Here is a 20,102-nt window from a genome sequence, read left to right as displayed (position 1 = left end):
AAGATTAAGCGTAACTTAATTATGCCTGACACACTAATCAATCATTGTTATCCTCTATTATTATAACGACTAATAACTCTGATTACTAGGAGGAAATCTATTGGACTCAGCAACACATTTAGCTATGGGCGTTGCGATTGGTGGACTAGCGACAGTTGACCCCACTTTCCAATCAGCTGATGTAAGTATGATTGGATTAATGGGCGCCATGATAATATCGCAACAAGCACCTGATATTGATACTGTCTTAAAATTAAAAGGCAATGGTATCTACATTCGAAATCACCGTGGGATTACCCATTCTTTACCTTTTCTGTTTATATGGCCTGCGCTCATTACGATTGTTTTTGGTTATTTATTTAACCTAAACATGACTCATCTCTTTTTATGGAGCTTTTTTGCAGTGTTTTTGCATGTTTTTGTAGATATTTTCAATTCATATGGTACACAAGCATTAAGACCCATCACAAAAACTTGGATTGGGCTTGGTTTTATCAATACGTTTGATTGGTTCATTTTTGGAACACATGTCATCGCTATTGCTCTATGGTTAATATACAAACAACCTTTACTAATTTTCGATACTCTTTACTTGATTCTTGCCGTCTATTATATTATTCGTTATTTAATCCAGCGAAGTGTCAAGCGTTCTGTTACTCGCCTTCTAGACGACGAGGTTGAACAAATCATCATCGCTTCAACTTCACGTTTCTTTCAGTGGCGTGTCGCTGTTACAACTAAAAATAAATATTATGTCGCTCGTGCCTATCGCACGCAAGTAATGTTTTTAGAAAGTTTTGATCGTATCCCCTTACCTAAAGAAGATCCAATCATACTTAACGCTCTTAAAGATGAAAACGTTAAATCGTTCCTGTCTTTTTCAAAAGTTTACCGTTGGCATCTCGAACGTTTGCCAGATAATGGCTTTTTGGTTGTTTTTACAGACCTTCGTTATCGCAGCAATGGCCATTATCCATTTGTAGCTGTTGTTAAACTCGATAGCACCTTGAAAATTCACTCTTCTTATACTGGTTGGATTTTCACTGAAGGAAAATTACAGAAAAAACTTTTCTTGGATGAACAATACTTATAGTTATAAAAAAGGACTGTTGCTTTTAATAAGCGACAGTCCTTTTGCATTCAATATTCTTCTTGCGCTGCTAAAAAGTTTTGGATATCCTCATAACGGAAACCTTTTTGCATCAAACCTTTAACAATTTTACTCTTTCGTTCATAACCTTTGTACTTACTGAACTTTCTTTCGAACTTTTCATACTGTAATTTAAGCGCATCTTCTTCTTCTTCGTCAGATACAAACTCTTGCAACACAGCGTCCATAATATCTTTGTTATTAAAGTAACCTTTTGTCATAACAGCTGTTTGTAATTTTTGTTTCAACTTAACCTGAGAGACATTATGCTGCGTTCGTGCGGCTTTAGTTAACACCTTGTATAGATGTTCATCCTGTAATTCATCCGTAAAGTACTCCAATGCTTCTTCTGTATCGTTCTCCCCAATACCTTTTTGACGTAACTCACGTTTAATTGTTTGTGGTCCCTTGAGGGTTGTATTAACCATCGTACGACAAAACATTTTTGCAAAGGCATTATCATCAACAAATTTATTCTCTCTTAGATACAACATTGCTGCATCAATGGCATCTTCTTCATATTCCTTTTTTTGCAAATCTTCAATAACTTCTTTTTCTGATCGTACACGTGCCCCTAAATAAACCAACGCGCGGTTAATTGCTTTTCGATGGGTTTCATGATCCGTCAGCTGCTCTAATAATTCATCGGTCACTTCCATCCCTTTTGCTAAACCAAACTCTGTTAAGACAGCAATATCAACCCCACAGGCAAATGCTTCATCTATATATATATTAAAACGTTGCTCGTTCTTTTTTTGAACTTCTATTTTTGTAATTTTTTTCAAGTCATTCTTCCTTCCATCTAACATATTTTGCGTTACAATTAACCTATAGAAACTTTGGAGGTGTAAATTAATGAATATTTTAATCAGCGGTGGTACCGGAATGATCGGTGAAAAACTAACACGATTATTAACCGAACAAAAACATCAGGTGTATATTCTCACACGACACCCTCAACAAACAGAGTCTACATACATTCATTTTATCACATGGCAGCCACCATCTTATCAAAAGGTTTTACAACAGCTTCAAGAAAATAACATCGTAATTGATGTTATCTATAATTTAAGCGGTGCACCTATTGGGCCTCGACGTTGGACCAGCGCCGTCAAAAAAGAAATACGCAACAGTCGTATTGACAGTACAAAGGCTTTAGTTGAACTTGTCCATCATTTAGAACACAAACCTTCTGTTTGGGTTAACGCAAGTGCTATCGGCGGTTACGAGCCTTCTTCAACCGTTTATGATGATACAAAAGATTACCCGTATGCTAAAGATTTTCTCGGTTCCGTTGTAAAAGATTGGGAGCAAGCAACAGCCCCTCTTTCTCAATATGATATTCGTGTCATTTATAGCCGATTCGGCCTTATCCTTGACTCCGATAAAGGAGCTTTTCCACCTTTGCTCAAGAGTTCAAAGCTTGGTGCTGGCGGCAAAATAGCAGATGGTAATCAATGGTATTCTTGGATACATATTGATGACTGTATCAAGGCATTAGCGTTCGTTGTTACAGTAGAAGCTTTTGCTGGCGTAGTGAATTTCACGTCAATAGATGCGGTTCGTCAACATGAATTCGCCAAAGAGCTAGGTGATATTTTACATCGTCCGACTTTTATACCTGTACCACGCTTTGCAATTAACACTGTTTTTGGTGAATCGGCGATGCTTGTTACAAAAGGGCAGCATGCGGTGCCAACAAAATTAACACAAAATGGGTTTATATTTAAATACCCTACGTTACGTCAAGCACTGATAGATTTGACTAACAAATAAAAGAGTTCAAAAAAACAACCACAAAAGTGGTTGTTTTTCATTTATTTATTTTTAGTGATACGCGAACGTATCCATCCAATGACCGCTGGTAATATTGACACAAATATAATCGCTAAAATTACAGTTGAAAAATTATCACGAACAAATGGAATGTTTCCAAAGAAATAACCTGCATATGTAAACAATCCAACCCAAATGAATGCGCCAATTACATTGTACATAAAGAATTTGCGGTAAGACATGTGCGAAGCCCCTGCAACAAACGGTGCAAATGTTCTAATAAACGGCATAAAACGTGCAATTATAATCGTCTTACCTCCATGTTTCTCAAAAAAGCCATTTGCAATTGCAATTCGTTCTTCACTAATAACTTTGCTGAGCCAACTTCCTTTAGGTATTGAAGTACCTAACCACTTACCGATATGATAATTTACTGTATCACCGATGACTGCTGCTACAAAGAATGTAATAGCAAGCGTCGTTAAATTAAACGATCCCAATGCTGCAAGTGCACCACCCGCAAATAATAACGAATCACCTGGTAAGAAAGGAAAAATAACCAATCCTGTTTCAACAAAAACAATGGCGAATAGAATTACATAAGACCAAACGCCAAACATATTAATGATTTCAACAAGATGCTTATCGATGTGTATAATAAAGCTAATAATATTCTGTATGATAGTCATTTAATCGCTCACTTTCATGATTTAATTACTGCTAAATCATAGCACATTTTAACCTTATAAATAAAGTTATAACTGTTTCTGAGCATCATCACTTGGCTTTTCTTCTATCTTTTCGCTATTTTCGTTCACATGATCGTGATATTCAATTTCATTCGCTGGTAACAAACGACGTTTACTGATCAATAACATTAATTGAATCATCGTGAAGGCAACCGAACTACTCTTACGGAAAGCGATATAGCGCGGACGCCATTCCTTCACATATTTATTTTTATAGTTACGCAATCCTTGAAAACCATAAAAATCTTGACTGAAACGGTAAATTAAACCAGCAATTCGCTCACTAGCAAACGCATAACGACTTTCACCTACATTGGACAACGGTGACATTCCTAAATTAAATTCTTGATACCCATTTTCTTTCGACCAAATATATAAATTAACAAACAAGAAATCCATAATACCAGAAGGTGCTTTATGAGACTGACGCATTAAATCAATCGAAATTAACTCATCTGTATTAGACGGCATTATTGTTGCAAAGGCGATTATTTCGCTCTCTTTGTTTTTTACAACAGCAACTCCCGCTTCGCGTATATAACTTTCATCAAAGAAACCTAATGAGAACCCTTTTTCTAAACGAGATCCCAACCAATCATCAGAAACAGCTTTGAGTTGCTGCATCATTTCAAGAGTAAATGGTGGTTGGACGACTTCAAAAACAAATTCTTCACGCTCTAATTTATTAATAGCCGCACGTAACCCTTTTTTCTTTTTACCTGAAAGTGTAAATTCTTGAACATCAACATAACCTTGTTCACCAATTTTCATGAAATCAAACCCGTGTTCATGTAACATGGTAATCATCGATTCATCAATTTCATAAAAAACAGGTCGGAAACCGAACAAATCTGCTCGTTCCATCAATTCTTCAACTGCTGATTGTGTATAGGAAAGATCTCCGATTGGATTTCCCATAATCACCATTTTATCAGCATATGTTCGATAGAGGAACATCAGCTTGTCGTCTTTTGACCAAAAAATATTTTTATCGCGTAAATGAACCAAATGAGAAATATCATTTCCGCCATACTTCTTCAAATGACGCTCAACTTTTTGACGATTATAAGGCGACCCTAGACTATCTGTCGTATAGCTGGTGTATACATACAATAATGCTAACACAAGGATACCGAGCAGGATTCCTACAATTCCTAAAAACCAAATTTGCTGAGATTTTATCACTAACCAATCGGGTACAAAATGCGGATTTTTAATTGATGGACGATTATAGATACCAATCCAAATATATAATATAATCGCACTCACAAAGATAACAGTATCAATAATCGCACGACTCCACGTATAGACAAACTTCACACGGTAAAATTCTTTACGCGCCAATATCAAACAAATCAGCACAATCGAAAGAATAACCGTTTGTTTAACTGAAACACCCCTTACGAGTGTATTAGTTATCGCTGCAACTAACACGATTAACGTAACTAAATACATTTTTTTCGTTTTCCGTTCAATCCCACGACCTAAACCAATTAATATAAAGCCGTAGGTAACCGAAGTTAGTTGGGATAAAAAGACAAAACCGTAAGACCTAAAGTCAGAGACAATCTTAAAATGATCGCCGGCATATGGTAACGTAGATGTTACAATCAGGATCAGACCTGCTAAGTAGACAAAAACAACCAGTCCCATATGGGCTGTTTTGCGAAGCCCTGCAGCAGGAATACCTTCAAAAAAGGCATTTAATTTTCTGAGCCCACGAACAAGTAGCATTATCAATGAAATGAAGAATGGTACAAAGTAATAAGCGATTCGGTAAAATAATACCCAAGCTACTGCCATCTCACTGTTGATTCCTAATGCACTCATCCCTAAAATCATCACAAGGTCAAAGGAACCCAACGCTCCCGGAATCAATGAGGCCATCCCAATAATTGAAGCTATTACAAATACAGGGAATAATTTAATGACATCAACCGGTTCATTCAATAACCAACCAATTGCAACAAACGCTCCTGCTGCTGCAAACCACTCCATCGTAGATGCTAAAATTAGCACTACTTTTTTATTGGTCGTTAAGTCACTGAAAAATCCATATTTTTTGGTACTTGTGATAATCCATAAAATCGGAAAATACAAACCTGCCCCTAAGAGCCATGGCCAATAATGGATAAAATGATTTGCATACCCTGGGATTAAGAATGCTCCTAAAATAGCGATAGACAAAACTGATAACCCAGATAGTAAAAACATTCCTATCTTTGATAATGCAAACAATAAATCTTTTTTCTTCACTTGTTCATCGCCATAAAACATCAAACGAATTGATGCCCCAACGACGCCTCCCATGCCTCCAATATTTGCAAACGTATTTGCAATCCAACCAGCTTGAATAATTCGCCACTTAGAAAATTTATGAGGCAATAACGCCACTAATACAAAATCATAGAGAATCATCGGTATTAAAGCGACTGATCCTATCAATAAAATTAATAATATTGTACTTGGAGATTGTGCAACCATATAAGATTTAAGTAATGGAAAATTAATATTTCGCCCTTCAGATATCAGAACAAAAGAAAGGATAGCCACAATTAGGCCAATAAAAACTAGACGAACAATGCCACTATTTTTTTGTAAATAAGTAATAATTTGCGATAAGCGTTGCTTCATATATTCAGACTCCCAACTTTTTTTGCGTATATAGTTTATTCTATCTGTTTTAGTGATAAATTACCACTGCATCTCAACTTACATTTTTGTCATATCGTTACAATACCCGAACATCAAAAAAAAGCATCAAATTGAGAAACGTTTCCATTCTCAACTCGATACTTTTCTTATTCATTGTTTTTTAATTTTCGTTAGGGTCTAAACGATAGTTCTTTTTACGTTGTAAGTGAAGCACAGCAATTAACAATGCGTTGAATACGATCACTATACCGACCATAACGCCCATTGTTTGCCAGAAAACACCATTTGATAAACCACTCGTCATCGCCTGACGGTAACCGTTAACGGCATATGTCATTGGCATGAATGGGTGCATTGCTTGGAAGAAGCCATTTGTTAATGGTAATGGGAACGTTCCGGCACTTGCACCTAATTGAATAACAAGTAAGACCATCGCAATAAAGCGACCTGGGTTACCTAATGTAATTGCTAGGAATGCTACAATCGACATGTAAGCTAATGATGTAAACACTGTAATCATAACGAACTGCCCGACATGATCGACTTCCAATCCTAAGAATAGCAACATGATAACATCTAGCAATAATGCTTGAGCTACTGCATGTACGACTAATACACTAAATTTACTGAACCACCATGATACGGCTGTTTTTGGATACGCAACAGGTACTTCGATTGGGAAGATAACGTTGAATGTCAACGCCCCAACAAAAAGTGCTAATGCGATTACATATGGTGCTAAACCGTGACCGTAATTTGGTACTTTACTAATTTCTGTGTGATTTAAATCTGTTGGTTTTGAAATCATTTTTGCGTTTGCTGGGTTAAGATTTGTATCGGAAACTTTTGTTGAAGCATCACCTAATGTGTCACCTAATTTGATTGTTCCATCCGATACTTTTGTTAAACCATCAGTTAATTTATTTGAACCCTCTGCTAATTGTGTGGCACCGTCGTGTAATTTACCAGCACCGTCATTTAATTGACCCACACCTGAAGCAAGTTCTGGTGTTTTCTCTGCTAATTGATTTGTACCAGTTGCTAATTGTGAAGCACCTGATTGTAATTGACCTGAGTTTGCAGCAAGTTTTGAAGCCCCACCATTTAAAGTAGACACTCCGTTACCTAAAGTACCAACTCCTGCTGTGTAAGTAGATAAACCATTGTTTAATGTTTGAGAACCGTCAGCAGCACTGTTAATACCAGTCGCTAATTGACCGACACCCGCATTTGCTTTAGATGCACCATCTGCTAGTTTTTGACTGGCAGCAGACGCACTATTGATTGCTCCTGTTAAAGTTGGTGCACTCGCTTGTAATTGTTCTGCACCCGCTTGAAGTTTTTCACTTCCAGCATGGGCATCTGCAATACCGTTAGCAAGAGTAACTGAACCTGGTGCTAATTTATTTACACCTGCTTGTAACTCTGCAACGCCAGCTTTTAATTTTGTGATTTGTTGTGTTAAGGCTTCAGTATCAAGAGCGTTTAATGTGCCTCCGACGCTTTGAAGATTTTCTTTAGCACTTGCAAGACTAGCAGCTTGTTTTTGCGCTTTGCCACCAACTGCAGTTTGTAGAGCTGTCATAAGTTCTTTTTGTTGTTCTGGCGTCATCGCTTTGAATGCTGCTGTATTAGCCACGGCTTTAACTTCATCCGATTGATCCGGCGCTTGCACAGTGGCAGCAATGTTTTCTAAACTTGTACCTACCGCCGTTAATTGAGCCTTCAATTTAGCTGCATCAATATTGGGCATTTCAGTGCCATTTAAGCCAGCACTCAATTGATCGATACCATCTTTCATACTTGCTAAACCATTAGTTAACGGCTCAGTATTTTTATTCATTTTATCTAAACCAGCTGTTAAACTTTTTTGTCCTTCAGCTAACTGGTTAATACCATCTACAAGTTCTGGTGTTTTACCAGCAAGCTGTCCTAAGCCATCACTTAATTGTTTATTACCATCAGCTACAGCACCTACACCATTTTGCAATGCTGAACTACCTGTTTGTAATTGTGATAAACCATTTGCTAAACTGCTCGCACCATTGTTCAATGCGCCTGAGTTTGCAGTTAATTGATCAGCACCTGCTACCAATTTATTAGAACCGCTAGCTAGTTGATCCACACCGTTTGTATATGTACCAATACCTGTATTTAATTTTGTTGCACCGGTATTTAATTGCGAAACACCTGATTGTAAGGCATCCACACCCACTACTAATTTTTTACTTCCTGATTGGAAAGTAAGTGTGCTGTCTGCCATTTTTTCAAGGTTTGTTGCAATTTTTTTATTACCGTCTTTTACTGTGTTTGTTCCTTTGGCTAATTTATCAGAAGCCTTTGATGCTTCTCCGAATCCATCGCCCATTTTTTCGATAACAGTAAAAATAGTTTTACTATATTGTTCTGTTACTGATTCTGAAATTGTTTGGTTAACTGCTGTAGCACCTTGAGTACCCAGCAAATCACCTGTCATAATTTTACCCGGGTTTGTTGTGTAGTTTAATTGCATCTCTTTGGGCTTTTTATCTAACACTGTTGAAGCGTTTTTCGAGAAATCTTTTGGAATGGTGATAATCATGTAATAATCACCAGTTCGTAACTCTTTATTTGCCTCTTCTTTGTTGGACACAAACTGCCAGTCAAAAGAATCGTTCTTTTTCAAGTTACTAACTAATTGATCCCCGACATCCAATTTTTTGCCTTCCATTTCGACAGGCTTATCTTCATTGATGACTGCAATTTTTAAATTCTCTGTTTTACCATATGGATCCCAAATTGATCCTAAGAACGTCCCTGCATACATAATCGGTATGAATAGTAAGACGATAACAGAAATGAGTAACACACGGTTACCTAAAAGTTCTTTCCATTGTTTTTTCCACATATAACTCATACCTCCCTTAAATTATCTTTGATACTCTTTTCAACGTCTGTCCAGTCAACAACTGGCACTTCAGAGACGCCAAGAATATTCTTTAAAAACGGACCTGCTATGATACCCTTTAAAAACTTTTCAATGCCTCTATCCATTAAAGAAAAAACTTCTTCAAGTTCTTGCAAACCATTTTTAGCCTGCATCGCACCATTAAATGCATCTAACAACATATTATCTTCATCACTGAATGTTTGAACTGGCCCACAAACAGCATGGTAAATATCATACAGTGTCATTTCATTAATTGATTTCACAATCATATAACCTCCGTTGTTACCTGAAACTGATTTTATCAGTCCTGCAACAACCAATTTACGCATAATCTTTTTCAAATACGCTTGTGACATCTGTAATCGTTCACTAATATCTTGTGATTTAAGCGATTTCTCTGGTATCTGCGTCGCTAACAAAACCATGATGCATATTGCCTGCTTCATACTTTTGGAAAATTTCATTGGCCTACTTCCTTTCCGATAGAGATATTGATTGTCCTTTAGGGTCTTTTGATGTCCCTAATACAATATAATACCATTTTCTTAAAAAAGCAACATAAAATGCTCAATTTTTTTATTTTTTTTTCAAAATAACCTTTTTTTATTTATTAAGGCTTTTTGTCTGATAATTCCCGTCAATTTATGAAATTAAACAAAGAAGTAATATAGTGTGTCTTCCAACTCCTACGAGTGCTATAATTAAAGAACAAGAAAAATATTGTGTCGTATTTTACACATGCACCACAACTAAAAAGGAGCTTAACCATGACAAAACAAGAGTTAACAGATTACTTAGAGAAGAACCTCTCGAATCACACTGTCTTTCTATCTAATGCACTGGATTATCAGCAAGAAAAAAATAAACGTCGTCCGAATAAAAAACGTTGGACTGAAGAAAAAATGGAACGTGCTGCCTATAAAATGTGGTTAGACTTTTCTGGCAACGTTCATGAAAAAATTAAAGTTGAAATCAAGAAAGACCCTTCTGTATCAGAATGGTCTGAGTTTATTGATAAAAACGAAATGTTAGATTCACTCAATGATGCCATTGTAGAAATTGAATTCGTATAGCTAACTACTATCACATAAAAACACCCGCTAGACTCATTTTCTAATTGAGACTAACGGGTATTTTTATTTTTTGTTTTTTTGTTTTTTCTCGTTGTCCTGCGCTTTTGTTTGTAAAATTTGTGTTAATTCAACCATTGGTATTTCTTGATCAAATTTAATTTGAAGACCTCGCTCAAGCACATTATATCCGCGCTCTGTGAGTTTCTCCCTAATAACACTATCAATCTCACTCCCTACTACTCCAAAACGAATATGCTGTTTATAAGCAGCAAACCCAGCCAACATACCATGATGTTTATAAAACGGTGCATTCCAGCTAATTGTTTCCTCTGCTTCTGGTACCGCTTCTTTAATAAGCGCTCGTATTGCTTCTAAGAGTGGGCGAGCAACTTCTGCTTGATTAGATATGTATTCCGCCACATCTTTAGGTTTTTCAGTGTGCATAATCAGCATCTCCCTCAGCGTTTTATTTAACTCTTAACAATAGTCTTGCTACTAATCAACTAACGTAAAAGCCGTGACTACCTCCACGTGAGTTGTCTGTGGAAACATGTCAACAGGTTGCACATCTTCTAATTTATAACCACCATCTACTAACACGCGAGCATCTCGCGCTAAGGTTGCAGGGTTACATGATACATATACAATTCGACGTGGTTTCATTTTCAATAATGTATTTAATAACTTCTCGTCGCACCCTTTACGCGGTGGATCAACACAAATAACATCTGCTGTGATTCCTTGTTTATACCAATTAGGGATAACAACTTCAGCTGGTCCTGCTTCAAAGGTCGTATTTTCCAAGCCATTAATAATCGCATTTTCTTTCGCATCTTCAATTGCCTCAGGTACTATTTCAACGCCATACACATGTTTGGCATCCTTAGCAAGACACAATGAAATAGAGCCAATCCCACAATAAGCGTCAATTACGTTCTCATTTCCAGTTAACGCAGCACTCTTCAATGCTTCTGCATAAAGAATTTCGGTTTGGTCTGGATTGATTTGATAAAATGAGCGTGGTGAAATTTTAAACTTAACATCATGAATCGTATCTTCAATCGTTTCTTGACCATACAAATGAATCGTTTGCTCTCCAAAAATAACGTTTGTCTTTTTATTATTAACATTCTGATAGACGCTCACAATTTCTGGCACTGCGGCAATGATTTCCTCAACAATCACTCGGCGACTTGGCATATCTGGTGTACGAGTAATCAACACAACCATCAATTCATTAGTACTACGACCATAACGTAGCATTACATGACGTAATACGCCTTTGTGTGTTCGTTCATTATAAGGAAAGACCTCATGTTTAGCTAAAATCGCATTGATTGCTTGCATCGCTCGGTCATTGTGCGTATTTTGTATCAGACACGTATCTGTCGCAATCAAATCATGGCTTCGCTCACGATAAAAACCTAGTTGATTCATGCCATTAACAGTCCCATAAGGTAACTGTGATTTATTTCGATACGCCCATGGATTATCCATCCCTTTTGTTTCAAGGACATTCGCATCTGTAAAATGGCCTAATCGACGAAAAACATCTATTACATGTTGTTGCTTAAAATTCTTTTGCCCTTGGTAAGATAAATGTTGCAGCTGACAACCACCACATTGCGAATAAACAGCACAAGGCGGTGTGACACGATCGATACTTGGCGTTACAATTTTTTGTAAACGACCAAAACCATAATTTTTTAATGTCTTCGTTACTTTTACATTGACGGTTTCACCTGGCAAGGCATTTTTAACGAATAAAGGATAACCATTAACCTTACATACGCCTACACCTTCGTGTGATAAGCTTTCTACGGTTAGTTCAATTTCTTCATTTTTATTAACGGGTGGTGCTTGGTACATAAAATTTCTCTCCTTCATCACAAGCGCCTTAAAAGACAAAGGGCCACTAAGTCAAAGGTTGACCCAATCGCCCTGTGTGCTTTTATTTCGTTGTGCCTCGTTTTTGAATACTGTATGGCAAAGTCACATGTGGTGACGTAATCTCTTCTTTGTTAAGCAATTTAGTTAATAAGCGCATTGCTACAGCACCGATATCATACAACGGTTGAACAACTGTTGTCAATTGTGGGCGTGCCATTAAAGTAATTTTAGTATTGTTTGATGCCACTACTTCAAGCTCATCTGGTACTTTAACGCCAGCGTCTTGGGCTGCATTCAAAGCACCTATCGCAATTTCATCATCCGATGCAAAAATAGCTGTTGCCTCAACTTTATTTTCAGTTAAACGTGACCAGCCAATTGTACCTTGATGGTAATTATTACCTTCTAATTCAACGATTAACGCTGAGTTTAATTCAATCTTAGCTTCAGATAATGCCATCAAGTAACCTTCATACTTCGCGCGCGTATTTGTATTTTCGATACCATCGCTCAAGAAAGCTATCTTAGTATGACCTTTACCAATCAGTTCCGTTACAACCGCATAGGTTGATTGTTTATAATCAATATTAACGTTAGGAAGTTTCTCAGTTGCGTCTAATACCCCAGCGAGTACAACAGGTGTATTCGCTCGTTTAAGTTCGTCTTGTAGCTTATCTGTAATTTTATTACCCATATAAACAATACCATCTACTTGTTTACCTAGAAGTGTGTTCAGTACGACTAATTCTTTCTCTTCATTATTATCAGAATTACTCAAAATGATGTTATATTTATACATTGTTGCAATATCTTCAATACCTCGCGCAAGTTCTGCATAAAAAACGTTTGAAATATCAGGAATAATTACCCCTACTGTTGTTGTTTTTTTACTTGCTAAACCTCTTGCTACAGCATTTGGACGATAACCTAAGCGTTCGATAACGTCTAAAACTTTTTTTCTTGTTACAGGTTTAACATTTGGATTGCCATTGACGACACGTGAGACCGTAGCCATTGATACATTAGCTTCACGGGCGACATCGTAAATTGTAATTGTCATGTAAATTCTCCTTTATTATGTTTATATTTTTTAGCTTTTATAGTTTATATTCACTTAATGTATGAAATGTAAACGTAACCAATATACATTTATAATACTCCTGTTTGACGTCTTTTGCAAATGTTTTCATGATTTTTTTATTTTTTTTGAAAACGAATGAAAAAAACAAAAATAAAAACCACGGGAATCCCGTGGTTTTTAATAATTATAATTTCTTTGGCGCTTAATATTTGATTTTATTGTCCTCCAATTCCTTAGAGAAACAACAAGGTGTTTTCACCTTTTACATATTACTTAGCTGCGAATGCTTTTAATTCATCCCAGAAAGCGTCAAATTCTTCAAAATCCATTTGTTGTGCTGAATCTGAAAGTGCAACTGCTGGATCAGGATGTACTTCTGCCATTACGCCATCTGCACCTACTGCAAGAGCAGCTTTTGCACATGGTAACATGATATCTTTACGACCTGTAGAATGAGTCACATCTACCATTACTGGTAAGTGTGTTTCTTGTTTTAAGATTGGAACTGCTGATAAATCAAGCGTATTACGTGTCGCTTTTTCGTAAGTACGGATACCGCGCTCACATAAAATAACGTTTGGATTACCTTGTGCCAAGATGTATTCTGCTGCATGAATAAACTCATCAATTGTTGCTGCAAGTCCACGTTTTAATAAAACTGGTTTATTAGTTTTACCTACCGCTTTTAGCAACTCAAAGTTTTGCATGTTACGTGCACCAATTTGAATAACATCAATGTGCTCGCATGCGACTTCAACATCTAGTGGTGAAACGATTTCACTAATAACACCAAGTCCAGATCCTTTACGTACTTTATCAAGAATTTCTAAGCCTTCAACGCCCAATCCTTGGAAGTCATATGGTGATGTACGTGGTTTAAAAGCACCACCTCGCATCAAGTTAAGACCCTTACTTTTAATTTTATCAGCAACTGAAGAAGTTTGTTCAAATGATTCTACCGCACATGGTCCAAAGACAAAAGCCGGTTTACCATTTCCAACTTCAACTCCATTTATAGTAACAACAGTATTTTCTGGTTGACGTTTACGTGATACTAATAATTCTTTTTTCTTACTTTGTTCTTGCTTCTCAAGTCCAACTTTAAAAATTTCTTTAAAAGTGTATTCAAGTTCTTGATCTGTTAAGGGACCTTCATTAACGGCAATCAATTTATTTAACATGTCACGTTCACGAACAGGATCGTAACGGTGAACACCTTGTTTGCTTTTAACATCTCCAATTTCAGCGATATACGATTGACGTTTGTTCACTGCATCAAGAATTTCTTTATTGACTAGGTCAATTTTAGCTCTTAGTTCATCTAACGGTTGATTATTCATTATAAAATCCCTCTCATCTCAAATTGTTTTTACACTTTCAAGCGTTAAAGTGTAGGTGTATTTTTATAATAACATACCTCTTGAACTCTTTCAACTTTGAAACATAAATTTCTTTAATTTTAACACAGTTTTGATTGATATTATCTAACAATTCGAAAAGTTAAGTCAATTGATGTTTAATTAGTGTCCTGTCTGTGAATGTCTCTCTGAAATCTTCCTATTAAAAAAATCAGACCACATACTTCCGCTAAACTTTCGGAAATATGCAGCCTAATTAGTTTAAGTGTTATACCGTATGTATCTCGTTATAATCCTTATTTTTTAATTTCTTTTTCAACATTTTTAGCTGCTTTTTTAGCTGCTTTTTTAACGTCTTTTGCTTCAGAATGAGCAACATCTTTCACATCTTCCGCTTTATCTTTCACGTCTTCTGCTTTATCTTTTGCTTCATCTACTTTATCAGATACCTTATCAGCTACATCCTTAGCTTTATCTTTTGCTTCATCTACTTTATCGGCTACAACTTCTTGAGTGTCCTCTACTTTACCAGAAACCTCTTCTATTGCATCTTCAGTATCAGCTTTAATTTTAATACCATATTTTTTAGCTGCTCCAGAAACTTCGCTTGCTTTTGATTTTACAGTATCTGTAAAGCGAGCTGTCTGCTCTTTTAATGAATCTGTTTGAATTTTAGCATAATCACTTAATTCTGCACCTTTTTCTAAAGCTGCATCTTTTACATCATATGCTTTCTCTTTAGCAGATTGCACTTGATCATTAATATCTGAACGTAATTCACGGCCTGATTTTGGAGCAAGTAATAATGCTACAACTGATCCAACAGCCGCACCAATTAGTCCCCCTAAAACAAAATTTTGAGTTGATACACATTTTTTCTCTGTCATGTTAAATTCCTCCTAATAGTAGTTGTTTTATTTAACTTCTTTGTTAGCTTTGCGTTTCTTCAAGATATCACGCACAACCATAAATGCATTGCTGTACGATACCGTATTACTCACTTTTTCTTCCGTCATCTTTACGCTATTTGATACCGTTGAAGACATATTACGGATTGACGTGTTTAAATCTTGCACAGAAACACCAATATCACCCATTGCATCGAAGATTGGATCTAGTCTTGCAACTTTACCATTAACATCCTCAACTAAAGTGTTGGTTTTGTTTAAGATTAACTGTGTCTCAGTTGTGATACCTGTAACTTGTGTATCAAGCGTCCCCATTGTTTTTGTAACAGCATCCATTGTTTTCGACATCGCTACAAATGCACGGGCTAAAAAGATAGCACCGATGAGTAAAGCGATTGCGGCAATAAATGCAGCCCAATATAATATTGCAATCATTTCTACACCTTCCTCTTATTACTTATTTTGCTACTTTCGAAAGGAATAACGTTCCCTTTCTCTTATTCTAGCAATAAACGGGCGTAATTCATAATCATTTACTTGTTTTTTTTTAGAGCGTTTCTTTTTTTTCAATTCTATTGGAATTTTTTGGCTTTATTTTTTTAATAAAGTCCGATTTAACAGCCTTTTGTTGAGTAATCACAGCGTTTAAGGTAAAATGTAAGAGATTACAATTTAAGGGGGATATATAATGAGAGACCAACGTCTAGATACACTTGCTCACAATTTAATTAACTATTCAATCGATTTGAAACCTGGTGAAAAGGTTCTGATTGAAAACTTTGGTATTCAACGTGAATTCGTAAAGGCACTTGTTAAAGAAGCTTATGCCGCTGGCGGTCAACCTTTTGTTTCTTTAAAAGATAACCAAATAGAGCGTGAATTATTACTTGGCGCAACTTTACCGCAATTTAAATTACAAGCCGATTTTGAAACGGCAGTAATGAAAGAAATGGATGCCTATATTGGATTACGTGCCTTTGACAATATCAACGCTAAAGCGGATGTGCCTGCTGATAAAAATGGCATTTACAGCCAAACAGTGCAATACATGCACTCTAACGTGCGTGTAAAACAAACAAAATGGGTTGTTTTACGTTATCCGAATCAAGCAATGGCTCAGTTAGCGGGGCGTAGTTTAGAAGGATTTGAAGATTTTTACTTCGATGTTTGTAATTTAGACTATAGTAAAATGGATGAAGCAATGAAACCTTTACAAAGTTTAATGGAACGAACTGATCGCGTTCGCTTAGTTGGACCTGGCACTGATTTGAGCTTCTCTATCAAAGATATTCCAGCTATTCGATGTTCTGGACAAAACAACATTCCTGATGGCGAAGTATATACTGCTCCTGTTAAAGACTCAGTTAATGGTGTTCTTACTCACAACACACCGTCACCCTATAATGGTACAACTTTTGAAAACATTAAATTAACGTTCAAAGATGGAAAGATTGTAGATGCGACATGTTCAAATGAACCTGAAAAATTGAATGCGATACTCGATACTGATGAAGGCGCACGTTATATCGGTGAGTTTGCTATTGGTGTTAATCCTTACATCGCAGAACCTATGCAAGATATCTTATTTGATGAAAAAATTCGTGGCAGCTTCCACTTTACTCCGGGACAATGCTACGATGAAGCATACAATGGCAATACATCAGGCATTCATTGGGATATGGTAAATATCCAACGTGCTGATTATGGTGGTGGCCAAATTTTCTTCGATGATGTTCTTATTCGTGATAACGGATTGTTTGTTTTGCCAGAACTTGAGGCATTAAATCCTGACAACTTAAAATAAGCATAAAAAAGGTAGGAAACCTCTGGTTCCCTACCTTTTTATTTTAATCACTTTTAACAATTTTACCTTGCACCACATACCGCCCTTTTTCATAATCAAAACCAGTATCACACGTTGATAAAGTAATGATATGGTCTTCATCAGAAACCTTCACATCGGTTTTATAAACGGACATTTTTTGAACTTCACTCAGATATCGCGCAAAAGAAGCTGTTTCATTAAAATTAGTCTCAATATAATAAAAATCAGTCGTCGTTTCATAGACAGCAAATACCTCAACCTTATAGTTTTCTGTTTCTGTATTATATTCAAATGTGGGATGTGACTTAAAAAAATCTTTATCCATGTATTTTTGAATATCAGCAAACATTGAACCATCTTTCATATTATGCCCATAAATAATCGTATTCTTTTCATCTTGGTTAGTATTACGAAAATCTTTAAAAACGCTACCTGCGCGAGCTGACTCGCCTTGATAATTATGCTTCAAGTAATAATCGTTATTATCCGTTTGTAAAACAGGATAGTTAATTGTTGAATCCGCAATTGTTAACCAACCAATAATATCCGGATTAATCGTTTGTAACTTTTTAAAAGCAGGGAATTTTTGTTCCTCCCCCTTAGGCGTTGTTTGTATCTCTTCTTTATATAACGTTTGTACTTCTGTTAAAACTGTTTGATTATGTTTATTTTCACGATATGTTTTTATTATTTGGTAACTCGAAAAAACAAGCACAGCAAGCATAATAAGATTGAGTATCTTTCGTTTCATCTGCTTCCCCCTCTTAACGAATTACTTTATTACGCCACATCAATAGGATTAAGAATGGTCCACCAATGATCAACATGATAATTGCCGCTGGAATTTCAACTTGCTCAAACATAATCCGTCCCAACGTATCTGCAATAATTAATAACAAACCACCTAACAGCATTGAAAAAGGCAGTAATATACGATGATCTGCTGTTTTTAATAAGGATCTCGCCATGTGTGGTACTAATAATCCTACAAAAGCAATGACGCCTACCACTGCAGTTGCAATGGCTGCCAACAAAACGGCAACAGCAGCAATCATAATTCTGATACGGGCTATCGGTGCTCCTAATCCAACCAAAACATCATCTGTTAAAGCCAATAAGTTACAGCGCTTTGCAAGGAAAAATGATAACAGCAATCCTAAACCACCGTAACCCACTAACATTGATACATCTGACCATTTCTTCATACCAAAGCCAATAGCACTCCCAGATGCCTGACTACTGACTTGTGCACCAATTCCAGATACTAGATCACCTAATCCAGTGAAAACAGCGTTAACGGCCACTCCAATGATAATCAAATAGAGTGGGTTAAGCCCTGAACGAATACTAAATAGGAAGACTAACACGCAAGCGATACTCCCTCCTATAAAAGCGGCAACCGGTGACCAATTGTACATTTGAGGTGAAAAAGTGAGTAAACTCAACACAAACAACTGCGCTCCCGCTGAAATACCAATAACACCTGCATCTGCAAGCGGATTTTTTAAAACAGCTTGTAATAATAACCCTGAAACAGAGAGTGCCGCTCCTGCAAATAACGCTAATATAATACGTGGTAAGCGTAAATCACGAATAATCGCAACATTTTCATTTCCCGAACTGAACAATTGTGTTGCTATTTCCCAAAAAGTGATAGAAATACTGCCGGATAGTAATGACCACAGTATCGCAAGAATCAAAACGGTAGTTACAATAACATACAGCCAAATCACTCTATTTTTCATAGAGGTACTCTACTGTTTTGTCTAATGCATCTGGTGCATTCAAAGAAGCTGTCATACCGAATAAATTTTCATCTAAATCATAAACTCGACCCTTTTTGACAGCGTTAAAGTGCTTCCAAATATCATTATCTTTAAATTCTTTATCAAACATCTCAACGACCTCTTTCGGCATTCCATGTGATGCTCTCAAAATAATATCAGGGTTACTTTTTTGTAAAAATTCAGTGTTAGATGCTAAATATTCTTGGGGTTGGTCTTGAATAATGTTCTTTCCCCCCGCAATTTTCACCAAGTCGCCAATATAGGCATGCTCAGTGACAACTAAATAACTGCCTGGAATTCCCATTAAGATGAGCACTGTTGGCTGTTTTTTTCCAGCAACTTCTGCTTTTATATTAGATACGTGTTGTGATAATGTTTCATTCAATACTTTTGCTTCCTTTTCACGCTCTAATGTTTTCCCTAACTTTGTTATTTCATCCTCCATTGAAGATATACTGCGAAAATCAAGAAATTCTGCTTTTAATTGGGCTTGTTCAAAACCATCTTTCAGATCAGCCTCTAACGTTTTAGTAGCTAACACAACATCTGGCTTTAATGAACGAATAATCTCCAAATCTGGGCTCATTGGAGAGCCTGTTTTTTGTACCTTTGCATAACGCTCTGGTAATTTTTTAGAAGACGTCGGGATGCCCACTAAATCAACATTTAATTTTGCCATTATTTCAGTTGTCGCAACTGTAGTTGTGACAACACGTTTTTCTTGTTCCATTTTTTTTGTGCTTGTTTCATCTGCTGCTGATTTTGGACTACCGCAACCCGCTAATAAAAGTAAGGCGGCGCTTAGTACAATTATTTTTTTAAATTTCACTATGAAGTCACCTCTCTCATAAAATAAAGACCTTAGCATTAATGCTAAGGCCTGTCTTAAAAAGTTTTTGTAATTAACTAAACAGTATTAGC

At 36.4% G+C, this 20,102-nt stretch carries 18 protein-coding genes; 4 read left to right on the top strand and 14 right to left on the bottom strand.

What is annotated here, in order from left to right:
• Positions 1-100 precede the first annotated feature (100 nt).
• Positions 101-1,093, top strand: coding sequence for a metal-dependent hydrolase (locus tag V6S17_RS04640; protein WP_029092659.1), 993 nt, complete (start codon positions 101-103; stop codon positions 1,091-1,093).
• 47 nt (positions 1,094-1,140) lie between these two features.
• On the opposite strand, the gene recX is transcribed toward V6S17_RS04640, so the two are convergent.
• Positions 1,141-1,935, bottom strand: a complete 795-nt coding sequence (gene recX, locus V6S17_RS04635) for a recombination regulator RecX (RefSeq protein ID WP_029092658.1) — start codon at positions 1,933-1,935, stop codon at positions 1,141-1,143.
• Positions 1,936-2,005: 70 nt separating this feature from the next.
• Between recX and V6S17_RS04630 the strand changes: the two genes are divergently transcribed.
• Positions 2,006-2,926 carry a TIGR01777 family oxidoreductase gene (locus V6S17_RS04630; RefSeq protein ID WP_029092657.1) on the top strand — a complete coding sequence of 307 codons (921 nt, stop codon included), beginning with the start codon at positions 2,006-2,008 and terminating at the stop codon, positions 2,924-2,926.
• Between the two features lie 41 nt (positions 2,927-2,967).
• On the opposite strand, the gene V6S17_RS04625 is transcribed toward V6S17_RS04630, so the two are convergent.
• From V6S17_RS04625 to V6S17_RS04610, 4 genes are all read right to left on the bottom strand, one after another.
• Positions 2,968-3,615 (bottom strand): DedA family protein, encoded by a 648-nt coding sequence (locus tag V6S17_RS04625; protein WP_029092656.1) that lies wholly within the window; start codon positions 3,613-3,615, stop codon positions 2,968-2,970.
• A gap of 66 nt (positions 3,616-3,681) precedes the next feature.
• A complete protein-coding gene (gene mprF / locus V6S17_RS04620) occupies positions 3,682-6,309 on the bottom strand; it encodes a bifunctional lysylphosphatidylglycerol flippase/synthetase MprF (RefSeq protein WP_029092655.1) in 2,628 nt (875 codons plus the stop codon).
• A gap of 181 nt (positions 6,310-6,490) precedes the next feature.
• Positions 6,491-9,217 (bottom strand): YhgE/Pip domain-containing protein, encoded by a 2,727-nt coding sequence (locus V6S17_RS04615; RefSeq protein WP_161633716.1) that lies wholly within the window; start codon positions 9,215-9,217, stop codon positions 6,491-6,493.
• Between the two features lie 5 nt (positions 9,218-9,222).
• Positions 9,223-9,723 (bottom strand): RrF2 family transcriptional regulator, encoded by a 501-nt coding sequence (locus tag V6S17_RS04610; RefSeq protein ID WP_029092653.1) that lies wholly within the window; start codon positions 9,721-9,723, stop codon positions 9,223-9,225.
• Between the two features lie 303 nt (positions 9,724-10,026).
• Here V6S17_RS04610 and V6S17_RS04605 point away from each other — a divergent pair, with 303 nt between their 5' ends.
• Positions 10,027-10,332 carry a hypothetical protein gene (locus V6S17_RS04605; protein ID WP_029092652.1) on the top strand — a complete coding sequence of 102 codons (306 nt, stop codon included), beginning with the start codon at positions 10,027-10,029 and terminating at the stop codon, positions 10,330-10,332.
• A 63-nt stretch (positions 10,333-10,395) separates the two neighbouring features.
• On the opposite strand, the gene V6S17_RS04600 is transcribed toward V6S17_RS04605, so the two are convergent.
• From V6S17_RS04600 to V6S17_RS04575, 6 genes are all read right to left on the bottom strand, one after another.
• Positions 10,396-10,776, bottom strand: a complete 381-nt coding sequence (locus V6S17_RS04600; protein WP_029092651.1) for an iron chaperone — start codon at positions 10,774-10,776, stop codon at positions 10,396-10,398.
• Between the two features lie 51 nt (positions 10,777-10,827).
• On the bottom strand, positions 10,828-12,201 hold the full coding sequence (gene rlmD, locus V6S17_RS04595; protein WP_036027808.1) for a 23S rRNA (uracil(1939)-C(5))-methyltransferase RlmD: 1,374 nt from the start codon (positions 12,199-12,201) through the stop codon (positions 10,828-10,830).
• Between the two features lie 82 nt (positions 12,202-12,283).
• On the bottom strand, positions 12,284-13,282 hold the full coding sequence (gene ccpA / locus V6S17_RS04590) for a catabolite control protein A (protein WP_029092649.1): 999 nt from the start codon (positions 13,280-13,282) through the stop codon (positions 12,284-12,286).
• A gap of 290 nt (positions 13,283-13,572) precedes the next feature.
• Entirely contained in the window at positions 13,573-14,643 is a 1,071-nt protein-coding gene (locus tag V6S17_RS04585) for a bifunctional 3-deoxy-7-phosphoheptulonate synthase/chorismate mutase (protein WP_029092648.1), read from the bottom strand.
• A gap of 314 nt (positions 14,644-14,957) precedes the next feature.
• Positions 14,958-15,548, bottom strand: coding sequence for a YtxH domain-containing protein (locus V6S17_RS04580; protein ID WP_029092647.1), 591 nt, complete (start codon positions 15,546-15,548; stop codon positions 14,958-14,960).
• 27 nt (positions 15,549-15,575) lie between these two features.
• Positions 15,576-16,004, bottom strand: a complete 429-nt coding sequence (locus V6S17_RS04575) for a DUF948 domain-containing protein (protein WP_029092646.1) — start codon at positions 16,002-16,004, stop codon at positions 15,576-15,578.
• A gap of 253 nt (positions 16,005-16,257) precedes the next feature.
• Between V6S17_RS04575 and V6S17_RS04570 the strand changes: the two genes are divergently transcribed.
• Positions 16,258-17,373 carry an aminopeptidase gene (locus tag V6S17_RS04570; RefSeq protein ID WP_029092645.1) on the top strand — a complete coding sequence of 372 codons (1,116 nt, stop codon included), beginning with the start codon at positions 16,258-16,260 and terminating at the stop codon, positions 17,371-17,373.
• A 43-nt stretch (positions 17,374-17,416) separates the two neighbouring features.
• Here V6S17_RS04570 and srtB read toward each other — a convergent pair whose 3' ends face one another.
• From srtB to isdE, 3 genes are read right to left on the bottom strand one after another with little or no spacing between them, the layout of a single operon-like run.
• A complete protein-coding gene (gene srtB / locus V6S17_RS04565; protein WP_029092644.1) occupies positions 17,417-18,145 on the bottom strand; it encodes a class B sortase in 729 nt (242 codons plus the stop codon).
• A gap of 13 nt (positions 18,146-18,158) precedes the next feature.
• Entirely contained in the window at positions 18,159-19,139 is a 981-nt protein-coding gene (locus V6S17_RS04560; RefSeq protein ID WP_029092643.1) for a FecCD family ABC transporter permease, read from the bottom strand.
• Entirely contained in the window at positions 19,129-20,049 is a 921-nt protein-coding gene (gene isdE, locus V6S17_RS04555; protein WP_120487780.1) for a heme ABC transporter substrate-binding protein IsdE, read from the bottom strand. Before isdE ends, V6S17_RS04560 begins: the two co-directional genes overlap by 11 nt.
• Positions 20,050-20,102 lie beyond the last annotated feature (53 nt).

Source organism: Brochothrix thermosphacta DSM 20171 = FSL F6-1036, assembly GCF_036884295.1.
Classification (GTDB): Bacteria; Bacillota; Bacilli; order Lactobacillales; family Listeriaceae; genus Brochothrix; species Brochothrix thermosphacta.
The sequence above is the reverse complement of the archived record's forward strand: the minus strand, read 5'-3'. Positions and strand labels throughout refer to the sequence as shown.

Excerpts from the sequence above, each read along its gene's own strand:
- V6S17_RS04575 (WP_029092646.1), bottom strand. The coding sequence starts at position 16,004 with ATGATTGCAATATTATATTGGGCTGCATTTATTGCCGCAATCGCTTTA.
- V6S17_RS04615 (WP_161633716.1), bottom strand. The coding sequence starts at position 9,217 with ATGTGGAAAAAACAATGGAAAGAACTTTTAGGTAACCGTGTGTTACTC.
- V6S17_RS04585 (WP_029092648.1), bottom strand. The coding sequence starts at position 14,643 with ATGAATAATCAACCGTTAGATGAACTAAGAGCTAAAATTGACCTAGTC.
- mprF (WP_029092655.1), bottom strand. The coding sequence starts at position 6,309 with ATGAAGCAACGCTTATCGCAAATTATTACTTATTTACAAAAAAATAGT.
- V6S17_RS04630 (WP_029092657.1), top strand. The coding sequence starts at position 2,006 with ATGAATATTTTAATCAGCGGTGGTACCGGAATGATCGGTGAAAAACTA.
- ccpA (WP_029092649.1), bottom strand. The coding sequence starts at position 13,282 with ATGACAATTACAATTTACGATGTCGCCCGTGAAGCTAATGTATCAATG.
- srtB (WP_029092644.1), bottom strand. The coding sequence starts at position 18,145 with ATGAAACGAAAGATACTCAATCTTATTATGCTTGCTGTGCTTGTTTTT.
- rlmD (WP_036027808.1), bottom strand. The coding sequence starts at position 12,201 with ATGTACCAAGCACCACCCGTTAATAAAAATGAAGAAATTGAACTAACC.
- isdE (WP_120487780.1), bottom strand. The coding sequence starts at position 20,049 with ATGCTAAGGTCTTTATTTTATGAGAGAGGTGACTTCATAGTGAAATTT.
- V6S17_RS04605 (WP_029092652.1), top strand. The coding sequence starts at position 10,027 with ATGACAAAACAAGAGTTAACAGATTACTTAGAGAAGAACCTCTCGAAT.
- V6S17_RS04560 (WP_029092643.1), bottom strand. The coding sequence starts at position 19,139 with ATGAAAAATAGAGTGATTTGGCTGTATGTTATTGTAACTACCGTTTTG.
- V6S17_RS04625 (WP_029092656.1), bottom strand. The coding sequence starts at position 3,615 with ATGACTATCATACAGAATATTATTAGCTTTATTATACACATCGATAAG.
- V6S17_RS04600 (WP_029092651.1), bottom strand. The coding sequence starts at position 10,776 with ATGCACACTGAAAAACCTAAAGATGTGGCGGAATACATATCTAATCAA.
- V6S17_RS04570 (WP_029092645.1), top strand. The coding sequence starts at position 16,258 with ATGAGAGACCAACGTCTAGATACACTTGCTCACAATTTAATTAACTAT.
- V6S17_RS04580 (WP_029092647.1), bottom strand. The coding sequence starts at position 15,548 with ATGACAGAGAAAAAATGTGTATCAACTCAAAATTTTGTTTTAGGGGGA.
- V6S17_RS04610 (WP_029092653.1), bottom strand. The coding sequence starts at position 9,723 with ATGAAATTTTCCAAAAGTATGAAGCAGGCAATATGCATCATGGTTTTG.